Raw genomic sequence first — 20,753 nt, 5'->3', positions numbered from 1 at the left:
TACCTCAATCCGACAGAGCCACGCGCCGGTCGGCTGCGCACGCGACGCGATCCGGGGTTTTGAGAGGACGAAAGTGGACGCAGGCAGTCACAAGCGGAGGCAATCAGAGGGAAGCGGAGAGAAAGGGACAGAGCGAGCGGAATCCGGACCGCGACCACGCCGTGACCCAGCCGTTATCCGGCCACCACACTGACGGCCGAGGTTCACCGCTCGTTCACTCTCCTCGTTCGGTCGCTTCATCTGATCTGCCTAATTTCAGCCCTACTGCAGTGCGTGCCGAGCCCATGCCCGGCCGCGCGCCCAGCGCACATCCGTCCCTGCGCATCACTGTTCGCGCGCCGTCCCCCACCGGCGGCTTCTGGAAGGAATGTCCAAAAGTGAAGCTCCAGCGCAACAACCGGCTTCGCGCCATCGCCGCCGGTGCCCTCGCCCTGTCCGGCGCCTTCGTCCTCACCGCCTGCGGTTCGGACAACAACACCGGCGGTGGCGGCGCCCAGTCCACCGGCGACATCAAGTGCGATGGCAAGGGCCAACTGCTGGCCTCCGGCTCGTCCGCGCAGAAGAACGCCATGGACCTGTGGACGAAGAACTATGGCGCGAAGTGCAAGGACGTCAAGCTCAACTACAAGGCCACCGGCTCGGGCGCGGGCATCCAGGAATGGCTGCAGGGCAAGACCGCCTTCGCGGGCTCCGACTCGGCGCTCAAGCCCGAGGAGGTCGCGTCCTCGAAGAAGATGTGCAAGGGCGGCCAGGGCATCAACCTGCCCATGGTCGGCGGCCCGATCGCGGTCGGCTTCAACGTCCCCGGTGTGGACAAGCTGACGCTCAACGCCGAGGTCCTCGCCAAGATCTTCAACTCGGACATCAAGACGTGGAACGACCCCGCGATCAAGGCGCTCAACAAGGGCGTGAAGCTCCCGAGCCTCAAGATCCAGGCCTTCCACCGCTCGGACGAGTCCGGCACCACCGACAACTTCACCAAGTACCTCAAGGCTTCCGCCCCGAAGGCGTGGCCGCATGAGCCGGGCAAGGCGTGGGAGGGCAAGGGCGGCCAGTCCGCCGACGGTTCCTCCGGTGTCTCCTCGCAGGTCAAGCAGGTCCCCGGCGCGATCTCGTACTTCGAGCTGTCGTACGCGACCGCCAACAGCATCAAGACCGTCGACCTGGACACCGGCGCCTCGCAGCCCGTCCAGGCCACCGTCGAGAACGCCTCCAAGGCCATCGCCGAGGCCAAGCCCAAGGGCACCGGCAAGGACCAGGCCCTCGACCTGGCGTACGACACCAAGGCGGCCGGCGCCTACCCGATCACGCTGGTCACCTACGAGATCGCCTGCGACAAGGGCAACAAGGCCGGCACCCTCAAGGCCGCCAAGTCCTTCCTGAACTACGCGGCGAGCGAGGGCGGCCAGTCCGCGCTCAAGGAGCTGGGCTACGCGCCGCTGCCCGACGCGATCGCCAAGAAGGTCCGCGAGAGCATTTCCAGCCTCTCCTGACCTGAAGTGTGCGGCCTGTTCCGCCGCGGCCGACCGGCCGGGGCAGAGCAGGCCGCACCGTCCGGTGCACCGCCGCACCAGGAGCCACACCCATCCGGCTCCGCAGACCGGAGAACCCATGAAAACGGATATAGAACCCACATCCTCATCCGCCGGGTCACCGCCCAAGGTCGCGACCCGCTCCACCGGCCGGGCCGGTGACAAGATCTTCCTCGGCCTCTCCCGGGGCTCCGGGATCGCCCTCCTGGTGATCATGGCGGCCATCGCGGTCTTCCTCGCGTACCGCGCCGTCATCGCGATCTCGAAGGACGAGGCGAACTTCCTCACCGCCTTCGAGTGGAGCACCGGCACCACGCCGATGCGCTTCGGCATCGCGGTCCTCGCCTTCGGCACGGTCGTCAGCTCGATCATCGCGATGGTGCTCGCGGTCCCGATCGCCGTCGGCATCGCGCTGTTCATCTCGCACTACGCCCCGCGCCGTCTGGCCACCCCGGTCGCGTACGTGATCGACCTGCTCGCCGCGGTCCCCAGCATCGTCTACGGCCTGTGGGGCGCGCTCTTCCTGGTGCCGCACCTGACGGATCTGTACACCTGGATGGACACGTACCTGGGCTGGACCGGGGTCCTCTCATACGAGGGCGGCGCCGCGCGGTCGCTGTTCACCGTCGGCATCCTGCTGGCGATCATGATTCTGCCGATCGTCACCAGCGTGAGCCGCGAGGTGTTCCGGCAGGTCCCGAAGATGCACGAGGAGGCGGCGCTGGCGCTCGGCGCGACCCGCTGGGAAGTCGTCCGCATGTCGGTCCTCCCCTTCGGCCGCTCCGGCATCATCAGCGCCTCGATGCTGGGCCTCGGCCGCGCGCTGGGCGAGACCATGGCGGTCGCCACCGTGCTCTCCCCCAGCTACCTGATCAACGTCAGCCTGCTGGACCCGGGCGGCGGCACCTTCGCGCAGAACATCGCCAGCCACTTCAAGGAGGCCAACGGCAACGGGCGTGACGCGCTCATCGCCTCCGGTCTGGTCCTGTTCGTCATCACCCTGCTGGTGAACGGCGCCGCGCGAATGATCATCGCCCGCCGCAAGGAGTACTCGGGGACCGCAGCATGAGCGACACGACCACCGACACCAACACGCCGCGCACGGCCTCCCTCCAGCAGGCGCGACTGCCCCGCTGGGCACCGCTGGGACTGGCCGCGGTCGCGATCGCCGCGGGCGTCGGCATCGGCACCGCCGCGGGCCTCGGGAACACCTTCCAGTGGGGCCTGATCGCCGCAGCGCTCTTCGTCGTCCTCTCCTACGGCGTCACGGCCGCGGTCGAGGGCGGCCGGCAGGCCAAGAACCAGCTGGCCACCAGCCTGGTGTGGCTCTGCTTCCTGATCGCGGTCGTCCCGCTGTTCTCCCTGATCTGGGAGACCGTCAACCGCGGCAAGACCGTCCTGGACGGCTACTTCCTCAGCCACTCCATGGACGGCGTCCAGACCATCCTGCCCGGCGGCGGCGCGTACCACGCGATCCTCGGGACCCTGGAGCAGGTCGGCATCGCCACCCTCATCGCGGCCCCGATCGGCCTGCTGACCGCCGTCTACCTCGTCGAGTACGGGCGCGGGAAGCTCGCGAAGGCCGTGACCTTCTTCGTCGACGTCATGACCGGCATCCCGTCGATCGTGGCCGGTCTGTTCATCCTCAGCTTCTGGATCATCATCCTGGGCTTCGACTACTCCGGCTTCGCCGGTGCCATGGCGCTGGCCATCCTGATGATGCCGGTCGTGGTCCGCTCCACCGAGGAGATGCTCAAGCTCGTCCCGGACGAGCTGCGCGAGGCCTCCCTCGCACTGGGCGTGCCCAAGTGGCGCACCATCCTCAAGGTGGTCCTGCCCACCTCGATCGGCGGGATCACCACGGGTGTGATGCTCGCGGTCGCCCGTATCGCCGGTGAGTCCGCCCCCATCGTGCTGCTGGTCTTCGGCTCCCAGGCGATCAACCCGAACCCCTTCGAAGGCGCCCAGTCGTCGCTGCCGTACTACATCTACGAGCAGTGGCAGCTCGGTAACGAGGCGTCGTTCAACCGCGCCTGGGCCGCGGCGCTCGTGCTCATCGCCTTCGTCATGATCCTGAACCTGGTGGCCCGCGGCATCGCCCGCTGGAAGGCCCCGAAGACCGGCCGCTGAGGCCAAGAAGAAGAGAAGTGATTCACATGGCCAAGCGCATCGACATCAGCGGGCTGACCGCCTACTACGGCAGCCACAAGGCCATCGAGGACATCTCGATGACCGTCGAGCCCCGCTCGGTGACCGCTTTCATCGGCCCGTCCGGCTGCGGCAAGTCGACCTTCCTGCGCACCCTCAACCGGATGCACGAGGTCACCCCGGGCGGCCGCGTCGAGGGCAAGGTGCTGCTCGACGACGAGAACCTGTACGCCTCCGGCGTCGACCCCGTCTCCGTGCGCCGCACGGTCGGCATGGTCTTCCAGCGCCCCAACCCGTTCCCGACGATGTCGATCTTCGAGAACGTGGCGGCCGGGCTCAAGCTGAACGGCTCGTACCGCAAGAGCGAGCTGCAGGACGTCGTCGAGAAGTCGCTCAAGGGCGCCAACCTGTGGAACGAGGTCAAGGACCGGCTGAACAAGCCGGGCGCCGGGCTCTCCGGCGGTCAGCAGCAGCGGCTGTGCATCGCCCGCGCCATCGCGGTCGAGCCCGACGTGCTGCTGATGGACGAGCCCTGCTCGGCGCTGGACCCGATCTCGACCCTCGCCATCGAGGACCTGATCGGTGAGCTGAAGGAGCGCTTCACGATCGTCATCGTGACGCACAACATGCAGCAGGCGGCGCGCGTCTCGGACCGTACGGCCTTCTTCAACCTGGCCGGCGTCGGCCAGCCCGGCAAGCTCATCGAGATCGACGAGACCGAGCGGATCTTCTCCAACCCGTCCGTCCAGGCGACCGAGGACTACATCTCCGGCCGCTTCGGCTGACCTCAAGGCCCCTCGCCCGCGGGCGAGGACCGGCGTCCTGCGGTGCTGCATGGCGGTGCCACCGCACGACGAAAAGGGCCCGCCCCTGGCTCCCGGGGGCGGGCCCGCTCCGTATCTGCTCGTCGTAGGGGTCAGCCGAAGGCGAGGTCCACGATCCAGTAGCTGAGGGCCGCGACCCCGGCCGCCGCGGGCATGGTGATGAACCAGCCGAGGATGATGTTCTTCGCGACTCCCCAGCGCACCGCGTTCACGCGCTTGGTCGCCCCGACACCCATGATCGCCGAGGTGATGACATGCGTCGTCGAGATCGGCGCCTGGAACATGAACGACGCGGTGTACATGACCGAGGCCGCCGTCGTCTCGGCGGCGAAGCCCTGCGGCGGGTCCAGCTCGATGATCCGGCGGCCCAGGGTGCGCATGATGCGCCAGCCACCCGCGTACGTGCCGAGCGAGAGCATCGCGGCGCAGGCGATCTTCACCCACACCGGGATGGCGTCCCCCTGATCCTCGACACCGCCGATGACCAGTGCCATCACCACCACACCCATGGTCTTCTGGGCGTCCTGGAGACCGTGGCCGAGCGCCATGGCGGCGGCCGACACGGTCTGGGCTATCCGGAAGCCGCGCTTCGCCTTGTGCGGATTGGACTTCCGGAACATCCAGAGGATGCCGACCATGACGAAGTAGCCGAGCACCAGACCGATGAGGGGCGAGAGGACCATCGGGAGGACGACCTTCTCCACCACCCCGCTCCAGTGAACGGTGCTGGAACCGGCGAGCGCCGCGCCCACCAAGCCGCCGAACAGGGCGTGCGAGGAAGAGGACGGCAGTCCGTAGTACCAGGTGATCATGTTCCAGGCGATCGCGCCGATCAGCGCGGAAAACAGGATGATCATGCCCTGTTTGCCGGTCGGGGTGGCGATCAGCCCCTCGCTGACGGTCTTGGCGACCCCGCTGCCCAGGAAGGCACCGGCGAGGTTCATCACCGCGGCCATCGCGAGCGCGGCCCGCGGGGTCAGGGCCCGGGTGGAGACCGAGGTGGCGATGGCGTTCGCCGAGTCGTGGAAGCCGTTGGTGTAGGTGAAGAAGAGCGCGACCGCGATGGTCACGACGAGCGCGAAGGTGTCCATGCCGGGGCTCAGGACTCCTTGACGGCGATCGTCTCGACCGTGTTGGCCACATGCTCGAAGGCGTCGGCCGCCTCTTCCAGCACATCCACGATCTGCTTGAGCTTGAGCACCTCCATGGCGTCGTACTTGCCATTGAAGAGGTGGGCCAGCAGCTTGCGGTGGATCTGGTCGGCCTGGTTCTCCAGCCGGTTGACCTCGATCCAGTACTCGGTGAGGTTCGTCATGGTGCGCAGGTTCGGCATCGCCTCGGCGGTCAGCTCGGCCGCCCGGGCCAGCACCTCGATCTGCTGCTCGACGCCCTTGGGCAGCTCATCGACCTGGTAGAGGACGACCAGGTCGACGGCCTCCTCCATGAAGTCCATGATGTCGTCGAGGGACGAGGCGAGGGAGTAGATGTCCTCGCGGTCGAACGGCGTGATGAAGGAGGAGTTCAGCTGATGGAAGATCGCGTGCGTGGCGTCGTCTCCAGCGTGCTCCGCGGCCCTCATCCGCTCGGCGATCTCGGAACGAGCGGCGGAGTCCGCCCCGAGCAGTTCCATCAGGAGCTTGGAGCCGGTCACGATGTTGTCCGCGGAGGCGGCGAACATGTCGTAGAAGCTCGTCTCCCTGGGGGTCAGACGAAAGCGCACTGGGGATCCTCGGGATGCGGCGGATGGGGACTCGACGATGCTAGGCGCATCTTCCGGCCACGGTAACCGGCGTCCCCAGTGTCGCCCATCGGGCGGTGTGCTCTTCACAGGGGCCCGGTTCGGCCGGAAAAGCCGTTACCATATACCCACTGGGGGTATATGTGCACCGATAATGAACAACGGGAGGACGCCATGACCACCACGGCAGCCGACACCACCGCGCCCACCGGCGGCGATGAGCGGGGCCAGGCGTCCGGCCAGGCTTCCCCTACCCACGGCGGCCACGGGTACGCCCACCAGAAGGACCAGCATCTGAAGCGGCTGCGCCGCATCGAGGGCCAGATCAGGGGCCTGCAGCGGATGGTCGAAGAGGATGTCTACTGCATCGACATACTCACCCAGGTCTCCGCCAGCACCAAAGCCCTGCAGTCCTTCGCCCTCCAGCTGCTCGAAGAGCATCTGCGGCACTGCGTCGCCAGCGCGGCCGTCGAGAGCGCGGCCAAGGAGGGCGGCGAAGGAGCGGACGAGGTGGACACCAAGGTCGCCGAGGCGACGGCGGCCATCGCCCGGCTGCTGCGGACCTGAGACGGCGGGCCCGAGACGGCGGGCCCAAGAGACGGCGGGCCCGAGAGACGGCGGGCCCAAGGCGGCAGGCCCGAGACGGCGGACCCGAGACGGCGGACCCGCTTACCGGGCATCCGGACCGTCGGTTTCCGGACGCTCCGACCGCTCCGTACGCCCGGCCTTCCGGCCCTGCGAGCGGTTGGCTGAATCCGATCGGTCAACTGATCGATGAGCCGACCGGTCGGCCTCCACCCGGAGCACCTCGTCGATGCGGTCCGGACTGAGCCGTTCCTCGTCCGCGCTCGCTGCAGCGATCATCAATTCACCGTAGAGATCGATCTCGACGAGGGCCACGGGGTCCGGGCCCGGTGAGCCGCGACGCGCAACCACGTGTTTCACCTCCTCCTGCGAGCACCTTCGAGCAGCGGCTTCCCAGCGTAGGGATCGGCACACACTCCGCGCATGGCACGGATGGGCCATTTCGAAGGGGAGAGCGGGCCCCTCCGACTACTTCTGAGGCGATCCGACCTTTCCTGTGTAGATATCCGCGGGCTCGGGGAGCCGAACGGCGGCCGCCACCCCGAAGTCGTACAGCTCCGTCGTCGAAGCGACCCCCATCGCGCGCCGCCCGTCCGCACTCCCGGCGGGCCGCGCACCGCTCGCCCCGCTGGTCACGGTGAAGCGGTGGCGCACCTCGCGCAGCCGCCCCAGCCCGTCCAGATACGCGTCGAAGGGCACCAGGGGATCGGTGAACCCCTGCGCTGCGGCCCACAGCGGCCCCCGTACGCCGTGCGAGGCCGCGCGGGCCGCCCGGCCGATGTCCGTGGTGCCGCGATAGTGCCGCACCAGGGCGCCGTCCAGCCCCACCTCCCCGACCAGGCTCGCCCGCCGCACCCCGCGCAGCAGTTCGGCCGCGGTCAGCGGATCGGTCGCCCCGCCGGTGACCAGATTGCCGTCCGGAATGCCCGCGGTGTCCACCCGTACCCATTTGTCGCTGGGGATGCCCGCGCCGCGGTTGCGCATGAAGAGCGCGCCGGGTGCCAGCAGTTCGGTGATCGGGCCGTGCTCGACCGCGCCCGTCGCGTCCCTCGGCAGCACCAGCCGCAGCCGTCCGCGCCGTCGCTCGAAGTCGTACGCCCCGCGGCCCTCGATCGACACCCGGGTGCCGCCGGTCGCCGTCTCCAGGGTCGTCCGGACCCGTGAACTCCCGGAACTCACCAGCACGTCCGCGGCCTGCCGCAGCACGGCGACCGCGGCCGCCGCCCCGGGGGCACTTCCCGGGCGCTCGTCCGCCACCGTCTGGGACGAGCAGCCGCTGACGGTCGCCAGCAGTCCGGCCAGCAGACCACCCGCCACGCACCCGGCGACCGCCTTCGCCCGTCTCCTTCCACCGCGCCGCTGAACCACCATCGACCGTCGACCCCCTGGCCACGCTCGTCCACGCCTTGATACTTGTTCGTTTAACGACCCGTTCCGGCCACTCGTCACGGCCCGGTAGCGTGGTCATGTGCTCGACTCCGGTGACATAGGCCCCGAACAAGCCCGCACCACCACTGTGGAGAAGGGGGCCTTCTGCCTCGCCCGGTGCACCTGCGGCTGGATCGGTCCGGCCCGCCGCGCCCGGGCCCTGGCCCGCGACGACGCGAGCGCCCACACGACGGACCGTCATTCTTCCGCCACAGACGCAACCCCGCGGCCCGGCATGACCTCTGACCAGGAGACCGGGCGGCATACGCGGTAACGGCGGTGGCCCGGTCGACCAGGGGGACGCAAGGTCGACAGGGAGGGGACACCGCCATGAACCGGCGGACACTGCTGGCAGCGAGCGCGGGGCTGGCCTCCACGGCCACCTGGGCCGCGGCCTGCAGCACCACCACGGGACACGCCGCCGGCGGCCGCACGTCTCTCGGCACCGTCTCGGGCAGCGGGCTCGCGGCGAGCGCGGGCAAGCCGAAGGCCGCGGACTGGACCGCGCTCGGCAAGACGCTGCACGGCGATCTGGTGCGTCCCGGCGACGCGGACTACACCGCCGCACGGCGCCTGTACAACACTCGCTTCGACCATCTGCGGCCCGCCGCCGTCGCCTATATAGGCAATACCGCCGACATCGCCTCATGTCTGGACTTCGCCCGGCGTCAGGGCACCCCCGTCGCCATCCGCAACGGCGGCCACAGCTACGCGGGTTATTCCAGCGGCGACGGACGCCTGGTCATCGACGTCTCCGCGCTCGACTCCCTCCGTACCACCACCGGCGAGGCCCGCATCGGCGGCGGCGCCAAACTCATCGACGTCTACACCGGGCTCGGCGCCCGCGGCGTCACCGTCCCCGGCGGCTCCTGCCCGAGCGTCGGCATCTCCGGACTCACCCTCGGCGGCGGCCACGGCGTGGTCTCCCGGGCGTACGGGCTCACCTCCGACCACCTCACCGGCGCGACCCTCGTGACCGCCGACGGCAAGACCCTCCAGGTCTCCAAGGACCGCGAACCCGACCTCTTCTGGGCGCTGCGCGGCGCGGGCGGCGGCAACTTCGGTGTCGTCACCGAGCTGCGCTTCCGTACCCGCAAGACCGGCGACGGTGTCACCGCCTACATGTCCTGGCCCTGGTCGAAGGCGGCCAAGGTGCTCAGCGCCTGGCAGAAGTGGGGCCCGGACCAGCCCGACGAGATCTGGTCGGCGCTGCACCTGTCGGCCGCTCCCGGCCGCACCCCCACCGTCTCCATCAGCTGCTTCTCGCTCGGCACCTACGGCGATCTCCAGAACGCGGTCGACCGGCTCGCCGACGGCCCGGGCGGCCCCGGCCCCGCCTCCCAGGTGACCCTGCGCCGCCGGGGGTACGTCGACGCGATGCGCATGTACGCGGGATGCGGCGACACCTCGACGACCCGCTGCCATCTGCCCGGCGACCAGCCCGGCCGCAGCACCGACGGGGTGCTGCGGCGGGAGACGTACGCGGCGCGCTCCGACTTCTTCGACCGCTCGCTGAACCAGGCGGGGGTCCGCGCGATGCTCGACCAGGTCGAGCGCTTCGGGCGGCGCACCAGCGGCGGCGGCGCGGTCAGCATCGCGCTCACCGCGCTCGGCGGCGCCGTCAACCGCGTCGACCCGCGGGCCACCGCCTTCGTCCACCGCCGCTCGCGGTTCCTCGCGCAGTACACCGCGTCCTGGGCGGCGGGCGGCGCGGGCACGCCGCAGAACGCCTGGCTGGACGCGGCGCACACGGCGATGCGGCGCTACGCCTCCGGGGCGGCGTACCAGAACTACACCGACGCCTCCCTCAAGGACTGGCGCTCGGCGTACTACGGCTCCGGCGCGGACCGGCTGGCGCGGCTGAGGAAGCGTTACGACCCGAAGCGGCTCTTCGACTTCCCGCAGGCGCTGTGAGCCCGCTTCCCGCAGGCGCTGTGGCCCCGCGGGCCTGATATGTCGGACGGGCGGCCCGGCCTCGTGCCGTGCCGCCCGTCGGACGTGCGTATCAGGTGCGTCGCGTCAGGCCGCGAGGTCCTTGCTGCCGCGCTCCGTGCCCGGTGCCCGGCTCTCGGGGAACTCCGGGATGCCCTCGCCCGCCGCGGCGGCCGGGGCGGGGCGCCGGGCCTGGATCAGCCAGCCCGCCCGCGACCCCGCGATCGTGGTGGTGAGCGGCGTCAGCAGCATCATCGCGAGCGGCGCCAGCAGCAGCGTGACCGCGGTCCCCAGCGCGAACCCGCCGATGACGTCCGTCGGATAGTGCACGCCCATGTAGACGCGGCAGAAGCCCTCCAGCAGCGCGAACCCGATCGCGGCCACCCCGAACCGCCGGTGGGCCATGAAGACTCCGACGGCGAGCGCCATGGTCAGCGTCGCGTGATCGCTGACGAACGAGAAGTCGTCCTTGCCCGCCACCAGGACTTCGAGCCCCTGATGGTCCTTGAAGGGACGCGGACGCTCGACGAAACCGCGGATCGGGATGTTGGCGATCAGCGCGAGGCCGGCGGCCAGCGGAGCCCACATCAGCCCGGCGACGGCGGACGGCGCGTCCTGCGGACGCTTGCGCACGCTCCACCAGGCGCCGAGGCCCACCAGGGCGAGTCCGATGACGATGCCGAACTCGCCGACGAACTCCATTACGCGGTCGAACCAGTGCGGGGCGTCCTTGGCGAGCCCGTTGATGTCGTAGAGAAGGCTGACATCGGGGTTCGACCCGTCCAGTGCGAGTCCAGCCATGTGCCGCGGCCCCTTATCTCTCACCTGTCGCTGCGTACAGCTGCCGACCCCCGTGCTTCCCCACGACCGACGGCCCCGGCGAGCGATGCCGAAGGGTGTGCCGCCGATCTACCTCCAGGAAACGCCCTCATCGCGCCAGGCGTTCCGTTCGCTACCCAACGATCACCGGGACGTTATCGAAGGGTGACCCGTCGTCGCAGCTCAGAGGGAATCCTCACGCGGCGTTGGACCGGGGCAGCGCTTTTGCGCCATCCTGCGTCACCCTCGTCGCCCCGATGTAGTCCGGGGAATCGATGGGGTCGAAGCGGATCACCGCACCAGTGTAGGGCGCGTTGATCATCTTCCCGCCGCCCACGTAGATGCCCACGTGGTGAATGGATCTCGGGTCGTCGAGGTCGTACGCGAAGAAGACCAGATCGCCGGGGAGCAGCTCGTCGCGCTTCGGATGCGGTCCGGCGTTCCACTGGTCGTTGGCGACGCGCGGCAGGTCGATCCCCACCGTCTTGTACGCCGCCTTCGTCAGCCCCGAGCAGTCGAACCGGCCGTCCTGATCCGGGGTGCCGTTGCCGCCCCACAGATACGGCTTCCCGAGCTGCTTCTGCGCGAAGTAGATCGCCGCGGCCGACTGCCGCGACGGCCGCACGGTCTGCGTGGGCGCCTCGAAGCTCTTGGCCAGGTTGGTGATGGTCTTCACGTAGTTCTGGGTCTCGCGGTACGGCGGCACGCCCTTGTACTTGAGGACCGCGTACGCGCCCGCGTTGTAGGACGCCAGCATGTTGTGCGTCGGGTTGCCCGGCACGTCCTTCACGTACTTCGCGAGCGAGCAGTCGTAGGCGGCCGCGGACGGAATCGCGTCATTCGGGTTCCAGATGTCCCGCTTGCCGTCCTTGTCGCCGTCCACCCCGTGCGACGCCCAGGTGGCGGGGATGAACTGGGCCAGCCCCTTGGCGTTGGCCGGGCTCTGCGCCTTCGCGTTCCAGCCGCTCTCCTGGTAGAGCTGCGCGGCGAGCAGGGCCGGATTGATCGCGGGGCAGGAGTTCCCGTACCGCTGGATCAGCGGCGCGTATGACGCCGGGACAGACCCCTGCGCCAGTCCGACACTGGTGCCGCCGCCACCGCCCGCGAGGTTCGCGGCGACCATATAGGTGCCGAGAACGAGCAGGACGACGAAGGAAAAACAGACTCCGATACCGACACTGACACCCAGCCAGACCTTACGCACCCGGCCATCCTCCCCCATCAGCCCGCGGTACGAACGTCTTTCCGTACGCACGGCGAAAATCAGCCGCTCGCCAGCCGAAACCCTACGGGCGACCGGGGCCGGACCCGGCCCGCCTCCCCGCGGAGCGCGTAAAGTCCGGCCCGTCCGAGCACCTCACACCCCCATGGACCCCAAGGAACACGGATGACGCAGCTGGACTGGCAGCGGGCCTCGACCGACGAGGACGAGGAGGCGGGCGCCTACCTGGAGGTGGCCGCGGGCCCGGACGGCCAGATCTACATGCGCGAGAGCAACGACCCGGAGACCGTCGTCGTCACCTCCCAGGCCAAGTGGGAGGCGTTCCTCAAGGGGGTCAAGGCAGGCGAGTTCGACGACTTCGCGGAGGAACAGGGGGAATAGGGGCCTCCGCTACCGATCGTTGCCCGGCGCCCACCCGCGTGATACACAGAGTGACCATAAGGCGCCTGATGGGCATGGCTCATCCTCCTGCCAGGTCACCGTGGTCCACAACACGTACGAGATCCGCCAAGAAATGCCGCCTAGTCGACATGCGGAAGCGGAAACGTCAGCGAAGATAGAGACTGACCCACGCCGGTGCGGCGGGGCACACAACTACCCATAAGGGGCGGTGAGTTCACTATGTTTCTAGCGGCCGAAAAGGGCGACATCAACACCATCATCGGCGGAATCGCCCCAGACTGGGGCCCCTTCGGAAGCCTGGGCAGCGAGGCCCGCGTGATGATCGAGGTCGTCATGGCCATCGCGCTGCTGCTGTGCTTCGGCATCGCGATCTGGGGCGCGGCCAAGCAGCGCATCGGCGCGACGGCGCTGCGCGACACCTTCAGCGCGGAGCAGGGCAAGGGTCTGATCGTCGCAGGGCTGACCGGCGTGTTCATCATCGGCTCGCTGGGCACGCTCTTCACGATCGTGTACGGCATGGCCATCTAGCCACGCCCCCGCCCGCCCCGGCATGCGCCCCCGCGCACCGGAGCCGACCCCCGCGCGCGGCGCACGCCCCCGCTGCCGAGCCTCCGCCCCCGATCCCCCCTACCGGCCCCACCCTCCGTACCCGAGGCTGCTCCCTGATGCCCGCACCCGCCGCCCCCGTCGCCGAGGTCGTGTCAGTCTGATGTCCACTCACACCACCACGCCCACACGTCGGTCCGCGCCGCTACCGTCGTACCAGCGTGGCGGAACAGCGACCACGGACGGCGCGACCGGCACAGCCGGCACGGTTGAAGGGGCGAACACGCGATGAGTCTCGGCGGCGACGGCGGCGGCGGCTACGGCGGTGACTACGACTACGACGGCCACGACACCGGCCGCACCCGCGGCACGGCCCCCGGCGGCCATCTGACGCGCACCCGCCTGCCCGAAGGCGACGAGGACCCGTACGGCCCGCCCCGCCGCGGCCCCGGCCGGACCGCCAAGCCGAGCCGCAACCTGATCACGGTCGTCGGGGTCGTGGTCCTGCTCCTCGCCGCCATCGCCTTCGTCAACCGCGGCGGCCAGGACGACGGCGGCTCGTCCGACCCGGACTCCGGCGGCACCAACGCCGAAGCCCAGCCCACCGCCCCCACCGGCACCCGCCCGGTCACCGGCGAGAACGGCACGACGGGCATCGCGTCGGGTTTCGCGAAGACCCAGCAGGGCGCACAGAGCGCGGCGGCGAACTACGCGGTGGCACTGGGCTCCGCCGACATGCTCAACCGCGAGCAGCGCCATGACATCGTTCCGCAGATCTTCACCACCACGGCCGCCACTCCGCTCCAGGCGAGGCTCGACAAGGCTTACTCCACCAACGCTCTGGAAAAGATCGGGCTGGACGCAAACGGCCAGGCGCCCGACGGCATGACCTACATCTCGCGCACCGCCCCCCTGGGCACCAAGGTCTCGAAGTACGCGAGCACCGCCGCGACGGTCGAGGTCTGGTGCACGGGAGTATTCGGAACGGCGGGCGAGGGTTCCAAGAATCCGGTCACCAACGACTGGTTCACCATGACCCTCAAGCTGCGGTGGACGGACAACGACTGGAAGGCCGAGAGCTTCTCGCAGAAGAGCGGCCCCGCCCCCGTCAACAGCGACAACACCGCCTCCACGGCCGATGAGATCGCCAAGGCAGTCGAGCAGTACGGAGGGTTCACCTATGCCCGCTAGCCAGAGCCGCCGCGCTCTCACGCTCACGGGCGTCCTGGCGGCCGTTCAGACGGCCGCCGTCCTTCTGGCGACCCGTGCCGCCGCCGCCCCTACGCCCACGCCGAGCCCCAGCAACAGCGAAAATCCCTGTGACATCGTGCATGGGGCAGCTCGGGATGCCTGTGAGAAGGGAAGCACCGACTCCCCACCCAGCGTCTCCGACCCCTCCAACCCCCTCGACCCCGCCGCCTCCCTCGCCCGCGGCTGCGCCGACGCCGCCGCCTGGCTCGTCGGCAAGCTCTCGAAGCTCGTCAAGGAGACGGCCAACGTCGACTTCACGAACGCGGCCTTCCTCCGCCAGTACGCCGTCGTCTTCGCCGCCTCGACCGTCCTCACCCTCATCCTCTGGCTCCTCGCCGTAGCCAAGCGCGCCATCCGCGGCGTCCCCCTCGGCGAGGCGCTCTCCGAGGCCATCGGCTTCCTCTGGCTGACGGTCCTGGCCTCCGCCTTCACCCCGCTCATCCTCTATACGGTCGTCACCGCCACCGACGCCGTCACGGACGCCATCGCCACCGGCACCGGCGCCGACAACGACGCCTTCTTCGGCTCCTTCGCCCAGGCCCTCAAGCGGGACGAGGACATCGGCGGCGGCCCGATCATGCTCATCGTCGTGTCGCTCGTGACGATCCTCGCGGCCGGTGTGCTCTGCCTCGAGCTGGTCATCCGCGCGGCCCTGCTCTACGTCGGCGCGCTGCTCGGCACCGCCGTCTACGCCGGGCTCGTCGACAAGAACATGTGGGGGCACGTCCGCCGCTGGGCCGGGATCATGATCGCGGTGATCCTCGTCAAGCCGGTCATCGTCATAGTGCTCGCCCTGGCCGGCGCGCTCTCCACCTCCGGCAACGAGCCCGACGCCTTCTCAGCCGTCGTCTCCGGCCTGTCCATCATCATCCTCGCCATCTTCGCCAGCGCGATGATCTACCGCTTCGTGCCCGGTTTCGGCGACGAGATCGTCAAGGCCCGCAGCGCCAGCGCCGACCCCGCGTCCCGTCAGGCCGCCGCGGTCATCAGCTCGCCCGCGGCCCTGGTGAAGCAGGGCATCAACACCCACAGCGCCCGCGGCGGGGGCGGCGGCGACGGAGGCGGCGGAGCCCGCCCGGCCCAGGCCAAGCCCGCCAACCCCGTCTCCGGCGGCGTCGCGGCCCACAGCTCCCGCGGCAGCGGCAGCAGCGGCGGAGGCGCCTCCGGCGCCAGCCGCACCGGAAACTCCGGGGGCGGGTCCGCCCCCCGTTCGCAGAACAACAGCTCAGGCAACAACCCGGGAGGTGACCGGCGGTGACGGTCGATGCCCAGTCCCACGCCATCGCACCGCGCCGCACGTATCTGATCGGCCGTGCCCGCCCCAACGCGATCGTCGGCAAGAACCGCGAGACCGGCGAGATCGCGCTGATTATCGTGGGCGCGTTCATCGGGATGATGTGCGGGCTGCTGGTGCCGATGCTGACGCTGCGCATCGTCGCCCTGGTCGGCTTCCCGACCATCGCGCTGGCCGCCGTGTACGTGCCGTACAACGGGCGCACGTTCTACCGCTGGTTCGAGATCAACCGCTCGTACCGGCGCAGCGTCCGCAAGGGCACCACCGGCTACCGCTCCGCCGCCGCCGAGGCCGGCACCCGGGCCGACGGCCGCGAGGTGGAGGTCGGACCGCCGCCCGGCATCGGCCGGATCAACTGGCTGGCCGCGCCGTTCGGCCCGGACGAGATCGCCGTCCTGCTGCACGCCGACCGCCGCACCGTCACCGCCGCGATCGAGATCGAGGGCCCGGGCGTGGGCCTGCGGGACAGCGAGGACCAGGAGGCGCTGGTCGACCGGTTCGGCACGCTGCTCAAGCACGTGGCCAACGGCGACGGCTTCGTGACCCGGCTGCAGATGCTGGCCCGCACCCTCCCCGCCGACCCGGACGCGCACGCCAAGGACGTCGAGCGGCGCGGCGACAACCGTTCCCCGGAGTGGCTCAAGGACTCGTACGACCAGCTGCAGTCGATGGTGTCCACCTCCTCCGAGCAGCACCGCGCGTACCTCGTCGCCTGCATGCACTACACCCGCGACCTGGCCTCCGAGGCGCAGGCCATCGCGCGCGCCACCCGGCGCAGCGGCGGCGGCCGGATCGACAAGGACGCGGGCCTGGCCGTGATCATGGCGCGAGAGCTGACCGACATCTGCGCGCGGCTCGCCGAGGCCGACATCCGGGTGCGCCAGCCCCTCGGTCAGGGCCGGCTGGCCTCGCTCATCCACTCCATGTACGACCCGGACCACCCCATCGACCACATCCAGGCGATGACCAAGCGCAACGCCTGGCCCGCCGAGCTGGACGCGATGGAGCCCACCTACCTCCAGGCGAAGACCCGCGAGTCCAGCACCCGCGAGCCCTGGTGCCACTCCACCGCCTGGGTGAAGGAGTGGCCCATGACGCCGGTCGGGGTGAACTTCCTCGCCCCGCTGCTCGTCCACACCCCCGATGTCATCCGTACGGTCGCCGTCTGCATGGATCTGGAGCCCACGGAGATCGCGATCGAGCGAATGCTGACCGAAAAGGTCAACGACGAGGCCGAGGCCAGCCGCGCCGCGAAGATGAACCGCGCGGTGGACCCGCGCGACATCGCCGCGCACGGCCGGCTCGACCAGCGGGGCGAGGATCTGGCCAGCGGCGCCGCGGGCGTCAACCTGGTCGGCTACATCACCGTCTCCTCCCGCTCGCCGGAGGCGCTCAACCGCGACAAGCGGACGATCCGGGCTTCGGCGGGGAAGAGCTATCTCAAGCTGGAGTGGTGCGACCGTGAGCACCACCGCGCGTTTGTGAACACGTTGCCGTTCGCGACCGGTATCCGCCGTTAGCCGACCGCAGCTGACCGATAGCCGTAAAGGCGACACAGAGACGCCGTAGAGACGACTGGGACTGGGACGATAGGGGCTCCGCCGTGGCCGATCCGATGACCGCCGTCACCGACGCGTTCACCAGCTTTCTGTTCGGGAAGGTGGAGACGACTCGGCTGCCGGTCCGCACGTCCACGGGGCAGGCGCAGGCCGTCTACCTCCCGACCGCGGCCCCGGGCCTCGGCGACTCGGGCGTCATCATCGGGCGCGAGGTGTACTCCGGGAAGGGCTACATCTACGACCCGTTCCAGCTGTACGGCCAGCAGCTGCCCGCCCCGCACTGGCTGGTCCTCGGGGAGTCCGGCAACGGCAAGTCGGCCCTGGAGAAGACGTACGTCCTGCGGCAGCTCCGGTTCCGCGACCGCCAGGTGGTGGTGCTGGACGCGCAGGGCGAGGACGGCGTCGGCGAGTGGAACCTGATCGCCCAGGAGCTGGGGATAACCCCCATCCGGCTCGACCCGATGGCGGCCCTCGACGGCGGCATCCGGCTCAACCCCCTCGACCCGTCGATCACGACGACGGGTCAGCTGGCCCTGCTCCGTACGATCATCGAGGTCGCGATGGGGCACGGGCTCGACGAGCGCTCCGGCTTCGCCCTCAAGGTCGCGCACGCCTACGTCAACGAGACCATCACCGACCGTCAGCCGGTGCTGACCGACATCGTCGAGCAGCTGCGCCACCCCGAACCGGAGTCGGCGGAGGCCATGAACGTCGACCTGGACGACGTACGGGCCTGGGGTCTGGACGTCGCCCTGGTGCTGGACCGGCTGGTCGACGGTGACCTGCGGGGCATGTTCGACGGCCCGACCACGGTCGGAATCGATCTCGACGCGCCGCTCATCGTCTTCGACCTGTCCCATATCGACCGCAACTCGATCGCGATGCCCATCCTCATGGCCATCGTGGGGGTCTGGCTGGAGCACACCTGGATCCGGCCCGACCGCAAGAAGCGCATCTTCCTGGTCGAAGAGGCCTGGCACATCATCAACTCGCCCTTCGTCGCCCAGCTCTTCCAGCGGCTGCTGAAGTTCGGCCGACGGCTCGGCCTGTCCTTCGTCGCCGTCGTCCACCATCTGTCCGACGTGGTCGACGGCGCCGCGGCGCGCGAGGCCGCGGCGATCCTCAAGATGGCGTCGACGAGGACGATCTACGCCCAGAAGGCGGACGAGGCCCGCGCCACCGGGCGGGTGCTGGGGCTGCCGCGCTGGGCGGTGGAGATCATTCCGACGCTCTCGCCCGGTATCGCGGTCTGGGACGTCAACGGCAACGTACAGGTCGTCAAACACCTGATCACCGAGTCCGAGCGCCCCCTCGTCTACACCGACCGGGCGATGACCGAGGACGGGATCGCCGTCCAGCTGGCCGCCGAGGCGGAGGCCGAGGAGCGAGCCGCCGCGGCGGTCGAGGCCGCGGCGGAGGCGGACCCCTACGGCGGCCCGTCGTACGGCTCCACGGTGGCATGACATGGCGGCGGGGCAGTACCGCGGCGGACCCGCGGAGCACGGCCACGGAGGACAGCGGCCCCCGGAGGGCGGCATTCCGGACGGGCTGCTGATCGGCCTCTTCGCCTTTCTGCTGGGGCTGATCGGGCTCATCTGGTCGGCGACCGGCCTGGCCGCGCTCTTCGCGCACGGCGCCTGGCCGGACGGCCTGACGTTCCTGCACACACCCCTGGCACTGCGCCATCTGGTGGAGGAGCCGCACAACCTGGCGGCGGCCTGGCCCGCCACCCCGAAGCACCAGCTGTCCGGCTACGGGCTGTTCTGGGGCATCCTCATCGGCGAGCTGATGGTGCTGATCGTGCTCACGGTCTTCGCGGTCGGCACCCTGACCCGCTACCGGCTGGTCCGCGCCAGGCGCCGCGCCGCCCGCGCGGAGGCCGCGTCGGGCAAGTGGGCGGCCGCCGCACCCGGCACGGCCGACGGCACGGGTACGGAGCGGGCCGCTGGCCCCGCGTACGCCTCGGAGGGCCCGGCACACGGCGTTACGGCCGCCTCGGCCCCCGAGGAAGCTCTCAGCCCGCCCCGCCACGGGACGGCGACGGGCCCCGGCAGACCAGGCGACGAGCACGTCTCGGCCGCCCGGCCCGAGGCCGCCGCGCCGGGCCCCGTCGTCGCGCCCCGCACGGCCGCCGCAGGCACGGCCCACGCGGGCGGCGCCGCCGTCCACGGCACCGGAACCCCGGCTGAGGCCATGGCCCCCGGTGCCGACGCACCGGTCGGCCCACCGGCCACCGCACAGGACACCGCGACCGGCCCCGTCCCCACGGACCACGTCGCCCCGCTCTCCCCGGCCCCCAACGGCCCGTACGGCCCCCAGGACCCGGCCCCCGCGTCGCCGCAGCCGCCGGCCGCCCCCGATGCCGACCTCGCCGCCGGACTGTTCCGTCCCGGCGGGGAACCGGCCCGTTCCCGCGTCCTCTTCGGCGCCGAGCGCGGCGAAGCCGCCGCCCAGGCCATCCTGGAAGCGGTCGGCCCGGTTCTCGTCCTCACCAGCGACCCCGGTCTGTGGGCCGGGACCAAGGACGCCCGCGCCAAGATCGGGCCCACCCATGTCTTCGACCCGTCCCATCTCCTCGACACCCCGGCTCGGCTGCGCTGGAGCCCGGCGGACGGGTGCGGCTCCCGCGAGGTCGCAGCCGCGCGTGCCACCGCCCTGCTGGCCCCCGTGCGCCCCGCGCACGCGATGGACCAGCCCCTGGCGCAGGCCGCGGAGACGATGCTGCGCTGCTGGCTGCACGCCGCCGCGGTGGACGGCCGCCCGTTCCGGCACGTCCACCGCTGGGCGCAGGGCAATTCGGCGCATGAGCCGGTACGGATCCTCCGTACGCACCCCAAGGCGGCGGGCGGCGCGGCAGGCGAGCTGGAGGCCACGCTCACCGCGCACCCCGAACGCCGCGATATGGCACAGGAACTGACGGCCCGTGCACTGGGCGCGCTCTCCTCGATCCATATCCGCGACGCGTGCAATCCGGGGCGAGCCGACGCGCTCGCACTGGAGTCATTCGTCGGCGAAGGGGGAACGCTTTACCTGATGGGGGAATCCATTGAGGATCCCCGGTCCCAGCCGGGTGCGATGCCCTTGTTGACCGCACTCGCCTCGCACGTGGTCGAGCACGGCCGGCGCATGGCCGAACGGTCATCCTCCGGTCGGCTCGACCCACCACTCACCCTCGTCCTGGACGACGTGGCCGCCGTGGCACCGCTTCCGGCCCTGCCGGACCTGCTGGCCCAGGGAGCCGCACAGGGGCTGCCCACGCTGGCGCTGATGCGCTCGCAGGAGCAGGCACGAGCCCGCTGGCCGCACCGGACGCTGGTCGGGTAACCGGAGACGAAGCCCGATCCACCGAGCGCTGATCCACTGACCCACTGATCCACGGGGAACCTGGCGCTGAACGCAAAAATGCCTCGGTCCCGAGCATGAAATGCTCGGGACCGAGGCTAAAGATTGTTCGGCGGCGTCCTACTCTCCCA

19 protein-coding genes are annotated in these 20,753 nt (G+C 70.2%); 13 read left to right on the top strand and 6 right to left on the bottom strand.

Going from position 1 to position 20,753, the window contains the following annotated elements; all coding sequences use genetic code 11:
* Positions 1 to 377 precede the first annotated feature (377 nt).
* From pstS to pstB, 4 genes are all read left to right on the top strand, one after another.
* A complete protein-coding gene (gene pstS, locus ACZ6CL_RS34240; RefSeq protein ID WP_468943141.1) occupies positions 378 to 1,493 on the top strand; it encodes a phosphate ABC transporter substrate-binding protein PstS in 1,116 nt (371 codons plus the stop codon).
* A gap of 118 nt (positions 1,494 to 1,611) precedes the next feature.
* The gene (gene pstC, locus ACZ6CL_RS34235; RefSeq protein WP_468943138.1) at positions 1,612 to 2,601 is read left to right on the top strand and encodes a phosphate ABC transporter permease subunit PstC; all 990 of its coding nucleotides are present in this window, start codon (positions 1,612 to 1,614) and stop codon (positions 2,599 to 2,601) included.
* Entirely contained in the window at positions 2,598 to 3,662 is a 1,065-nt protein-coding gene (gene pstA / locus ACZ6CL_RS34230; RefSeq protein ID WP_468943135.1) for a phosphate ABC transporter permease PstA, read from the top strand. Before pstC ends, pstA begins: the two co-directional genes overlap by 4 nt.
* A 26-nt stretch (positions 3,663 to 3,688) precedes the next feature.
* Complete coding sequence (gene pstB / locus ACZ6CL_RS34225) at positions 3,689 to 4,465, top strand: phosphate ABC transporter ATP-binding protein PstB (RefSeq protein ID WP_468943133.1); 777 nt, start codon at positions 3,689 to 3,691, stop codon at positions 4,463 to 4,465.
* A 131-nt stretch (positions 4,466 to 4,596) separates the two neighbouring features.
* Here the strand turns inward: pstB and ACZ6CL_RS34220 are convergent, their stop codons facing one another.
* Together ACZ6CL_RS34220 and ACZ6CL_RS34215 are read right to left on the bottom strand one after the other, a co-directional pair.
* Positions 4,597 to 5,595 carry an inorganic phosphate transporter gene (locus ACZ6CL_RS34220; RefSeq protein ID WP_468943132.1) on the bottom strand — a complete coding sequence of 333 codons (999 nt, stop codon included), beginning with the start codon at positions 5,593 to 5,595 and terminating at the stop codon, positions 4,597 to 4,599.
* Positions 5,596 to 5,603: 8 nt separating this feature from the next.
* Positions 5,604 to 6,224: a DUF47 domain-containing protein gene (locus ACZ6CL_RS34215; protein ID WP_055557302.1), complete on the bottom strand. Its 621-nt coding sequence runs from the start codon at positions 6,222 to 6,224 to the stop codon at positions 5,604 to 5,606.
* A gap of 192 nt (positions 6,225 to 6,416) precedes the next feature.
* Between ACZ6CL_RS34215 and ACZ6CL_RS34210 the strand changes: the two genes are divergently transcribed.
* Positions 6,417 to 6,809, top strand: coding sequence for a metal-sensitive transcriptional regulator (locus ACZ6CL_RS34210; RefSeq protein WP_468943129.1), 393 nt, complete (start codon positions 6,417 to 6,419; stop codon positions 6,807 to 6,809).
* A 102-nt stretch (positions 6,810 to 6,911) separates the two neighbouring features.
* On the opposite strand, the gene ACZ6CL_RS34205 is transcribed toward ACZ6CL_RS34210, so the two are convergent.
* A complete protein-coding gene (locus ACZ6CL_RS34205; RefSeq protein ID WP_468943127.1) occupies positions 6,912 to 7,178 on the bottom strand; it encodes a hypothetical protein in 267 nt (88 codons plus the stop codon).
* Between the two features lie 117 nt (positions 7,179 to 7,295).
* Positions 7,296 to 8,198, bottom strand: a complete 903-nt coding sequence (locus ACZ6CL_RS34200) for a hypothetical protein (protein WP_468943124.1) — start codon at positions 8,196 to 8,198, stop codon at positions 7,296 to 7,298.
* A gap of 387 nt (positions 8,199 to 8,585) precedes the next feature.
* On the opposite strand from ACZ6CL_RS34200, the gene ACZ6CL_RS34195 reads away from it, so the two are divergent.
* Positions 8,586 to 10,169 (top strand): FAD-binding oxidoreductase, encoded by a 1,584-nt coding sequence (locus ACZ6CL_RS34195; protein ID WP_468943122.1) that lies wholly within the window; start codon positions 8,586 to 8,588, stop codon positions 10,167 to 10,169.
* A gap of 105 nt (positions 10,170 to 10,274) precedes the next feature.
* Here the strand turns inward: ACZ6CL_RS34195 and ACZ6CL_RS34190 are convergent, their stop codons facing one another.
* Positions 10,275 to 10,988: a phosphatase PAP2 family protein gene (locus ACZ6CL_RS34190; protein ID WP_468943120.1), complete on the bottom strand. Its 714-nt coding sequence runs from the start codon at positions 10,986 to 10,988 to the stop codon at positions 10,275 to 10,277.
* 214 nt (positions 10,989 to 11,202) lie between these two features.
* Positions 11,203 to 12,210 (bottom strand): C40 family peptidase, encoded by a 1,008-nt coding sequence (locus tag ACZ6CL_RS34185; protein WP_468943118.1) that lies wholly within the window; start codon positions 12,208 to 12,210, stop codon positions 11,203 to 11,205.
* 183 nt (positions 12,211 to 12,393) lie between these two features.
* Between ACZ6CL_RS34185 and ACZ6CL_RS34180 the strand changes: the two genes are divergently transcribed.
* The 7 genes from ACZ6CL_RS34180 to ACZ6CL_RS34150 all read left to right on the top strand — a co-directional run bounded on the left by ACZ6CL_RS34180 (position 12,394) and on the right by ACZ6CL_RS34150 (position 20,604).
* Positions 12,394 to 12,609 carry a DUF397 domain-containing protein gene (locus ACZ6CL_RS34180; protein WP_468943117.1) on the top strand — a complete coding sequence of 72 codons (216 nt, stop codon included), beginning with the start codon at positions 12,394 to 12,396 and terminating at the stop codon, positions 12,607 to 12,609.
* Positions 12,610 to 12,849: 240 nt separating this feature from the next.
* A complete protein-coding gene (locus ACZ6CL_RS34175) occupies positions 12,850 to 13,158 on the top strand; it encodes a hypothetical protein (protein WP_201881310.1) in 309 nt (102 codons plus the stop codon).
* Positions 13,159 to 13,464: 306 nt separating this feature from the next.
* Positions 13,465 to 14,367, top strand: a complete 903-nt coding sequence (locus tag ACZ6CL_RS34170; protein ID WP_468943114.1) for a DUF8175 domain-containg protein — start codon at positions 13,465 to 13,467, stop codon at positions 14,365 to 14,367.
* Positions 14,357 to 15,685 (top strand): hypothetical protein, encoded by a 1,329-nt coding sequence (locus tag ACZ6CL_RS34165; protein WP_468943111.1) that lies wholly within the window; start codon positions 14,357 to 14,359, stop codon positions 15,683 to 15,685. The genes ACZ6CL_RS34170 and ACZ6CL_RS34165 overlap by 11 nt, the downstream gene beginning before the upstream one ends.
* Positions 15,682 to 17,241, top strand: a complete 1,560-nt coding sequence (locus ACZ6CL_RS34160; protein WP_468943109.1) for an SCO6880 family protein — start codon at positions 15,682 to 15,684, stop codon at positions 17,239 to 17,241. Before ACZ6CL_RS34165 ends, ACZ6CL_RS34160 begins: the two co-directional genes overlap by 4 nt.
* 95 nt (positions 17,242 to 17,336) lie before the next feature.
* Complete coding sequence (locus ACZ6CL_RS34155) at positions 17,337 to 18,743, top strand: ATP-binding protein (protein WP_450882735.1); 1,407 nt, start codon at positions 17,337 to 17,339, stop codon at positions 18,741 to 18,743.
* A gap of 1 nt (position 18,744) precedes the next feature.
* A complete protein-coding gene (locus ACZ6CL_RS34150) occupies positions 18,745 to 20,604 on the top strand; it encodes a P-loop NTPase family protein (RefSeq protein ID WP_468943107.1) in 1,860 nt (619 codons plus the stop codon).
* Positions 20,605 to 20,753 lie beyond the last annotated feature (149 nt).

Source organism: Streptomyces sp. NPDC041200 (assembly GCF_055591805.1).
The sequence above is the reverse complement of the archived record's forward strand: the minus strand, read 5'-3'. Positions and strand labels throughout refer to the sequence as shown.

Coding starts and splice junctions, on each gene's coding strand:
- ACZ6CL_RS34155 (WP_450882735.1), top strand. CDS start 17,337: ATGACCGCCGTCACCGACGCGTTCACCAGCTTTCTGTTCGGGAAGGTG.
- ACZ6CL_RS34180 (WP_468943117.1), top strand. CDS start 12,394: ATGACGCAGCTGGACTGGCAGCGGGCCTCGACCGACGAGGACGAGGAG.
- ACZ6CL_RS34210 (WP_468943129.1), top strand. CDS start 6,417: ATGACCACCACGGCAGCCGACACCACCGCGCCCACCGGCGGCGATGAG.
- ACZ6CL_RS34175 (WP_201881310.1), top strand. CDS start 12,850: ATGTTTCTAGCGGCCGAAAAGGGCGACATCAACACCATCATCGGCGGA.
- ACZ6CL_RS34150 (WP_468943107.1), top strand. CDS start 18,745: ATGGCGGCGGGGCAGTACCGCGGCGGACCCGCGGAGCACGGCCACGGA.
- pstA (WP_468943135.1), top strand. CDS start 2,598: ATGAGCGACACGACCACCGACACCAACACGCCGCGCACGGCCTCCCTC.
- ACZ6CL_RS34220 (WP_468943132.1), bottom strand. CDS start 5,595: ATGGACACCTTCGCGCTCGTCGTGACCATCGCGGTCGCGCTCTTCTTC.
- ACZ6CL_RS34170 (WP_468943114.1), top strand. CDS start 13,465: ATGAGTCTCGGCGGCGACGGCGGCGGCGGCTACGGCGGTGACTACGAC.
- ACZ6CL_RS34195 (WP_468943122.1), top strand. CDS start 8,586: ATGAACCGGCGGACACTGCTGGCAGCGAGCGCGGGGCTGGCCTCCACG.
- ACZ6CL_RS34165 (WP_468943111.1), top strand. CDS start 14,357: ATGCCCGCTAGCCAGAGCCGCCGCGCTCTCACGCTCACGGGCGTCCTG.
- pstC (WP_468943138.1), top strand. CDS start 1,612: ATGAAAACGGATATAGAACCCACATCCTCATCCGCCGGGTCACCGCCC.
- pstB (WP_468943133.1), top strand. CDS start 3,689: ATGGCCAAGCGCATCGACATCAGCGGGCTGACCGCCTACTACGGCAGC.
- ACZ6CL_RS34200 (WP_468943124.1), bottom strand. CDS start 8,198: ATGGTGGTTCAGCGGCGCGGTGGAAGGAGACGGGCGAAGGCGGTCGCC.
- ACZ6CL_RS34190 (WP_468943120.1), bottom strand. CDS start 10,988: ATGGCTGGACTCGCACTGGACGGGTCGAACCCCGATGTCAGCCTTCTC.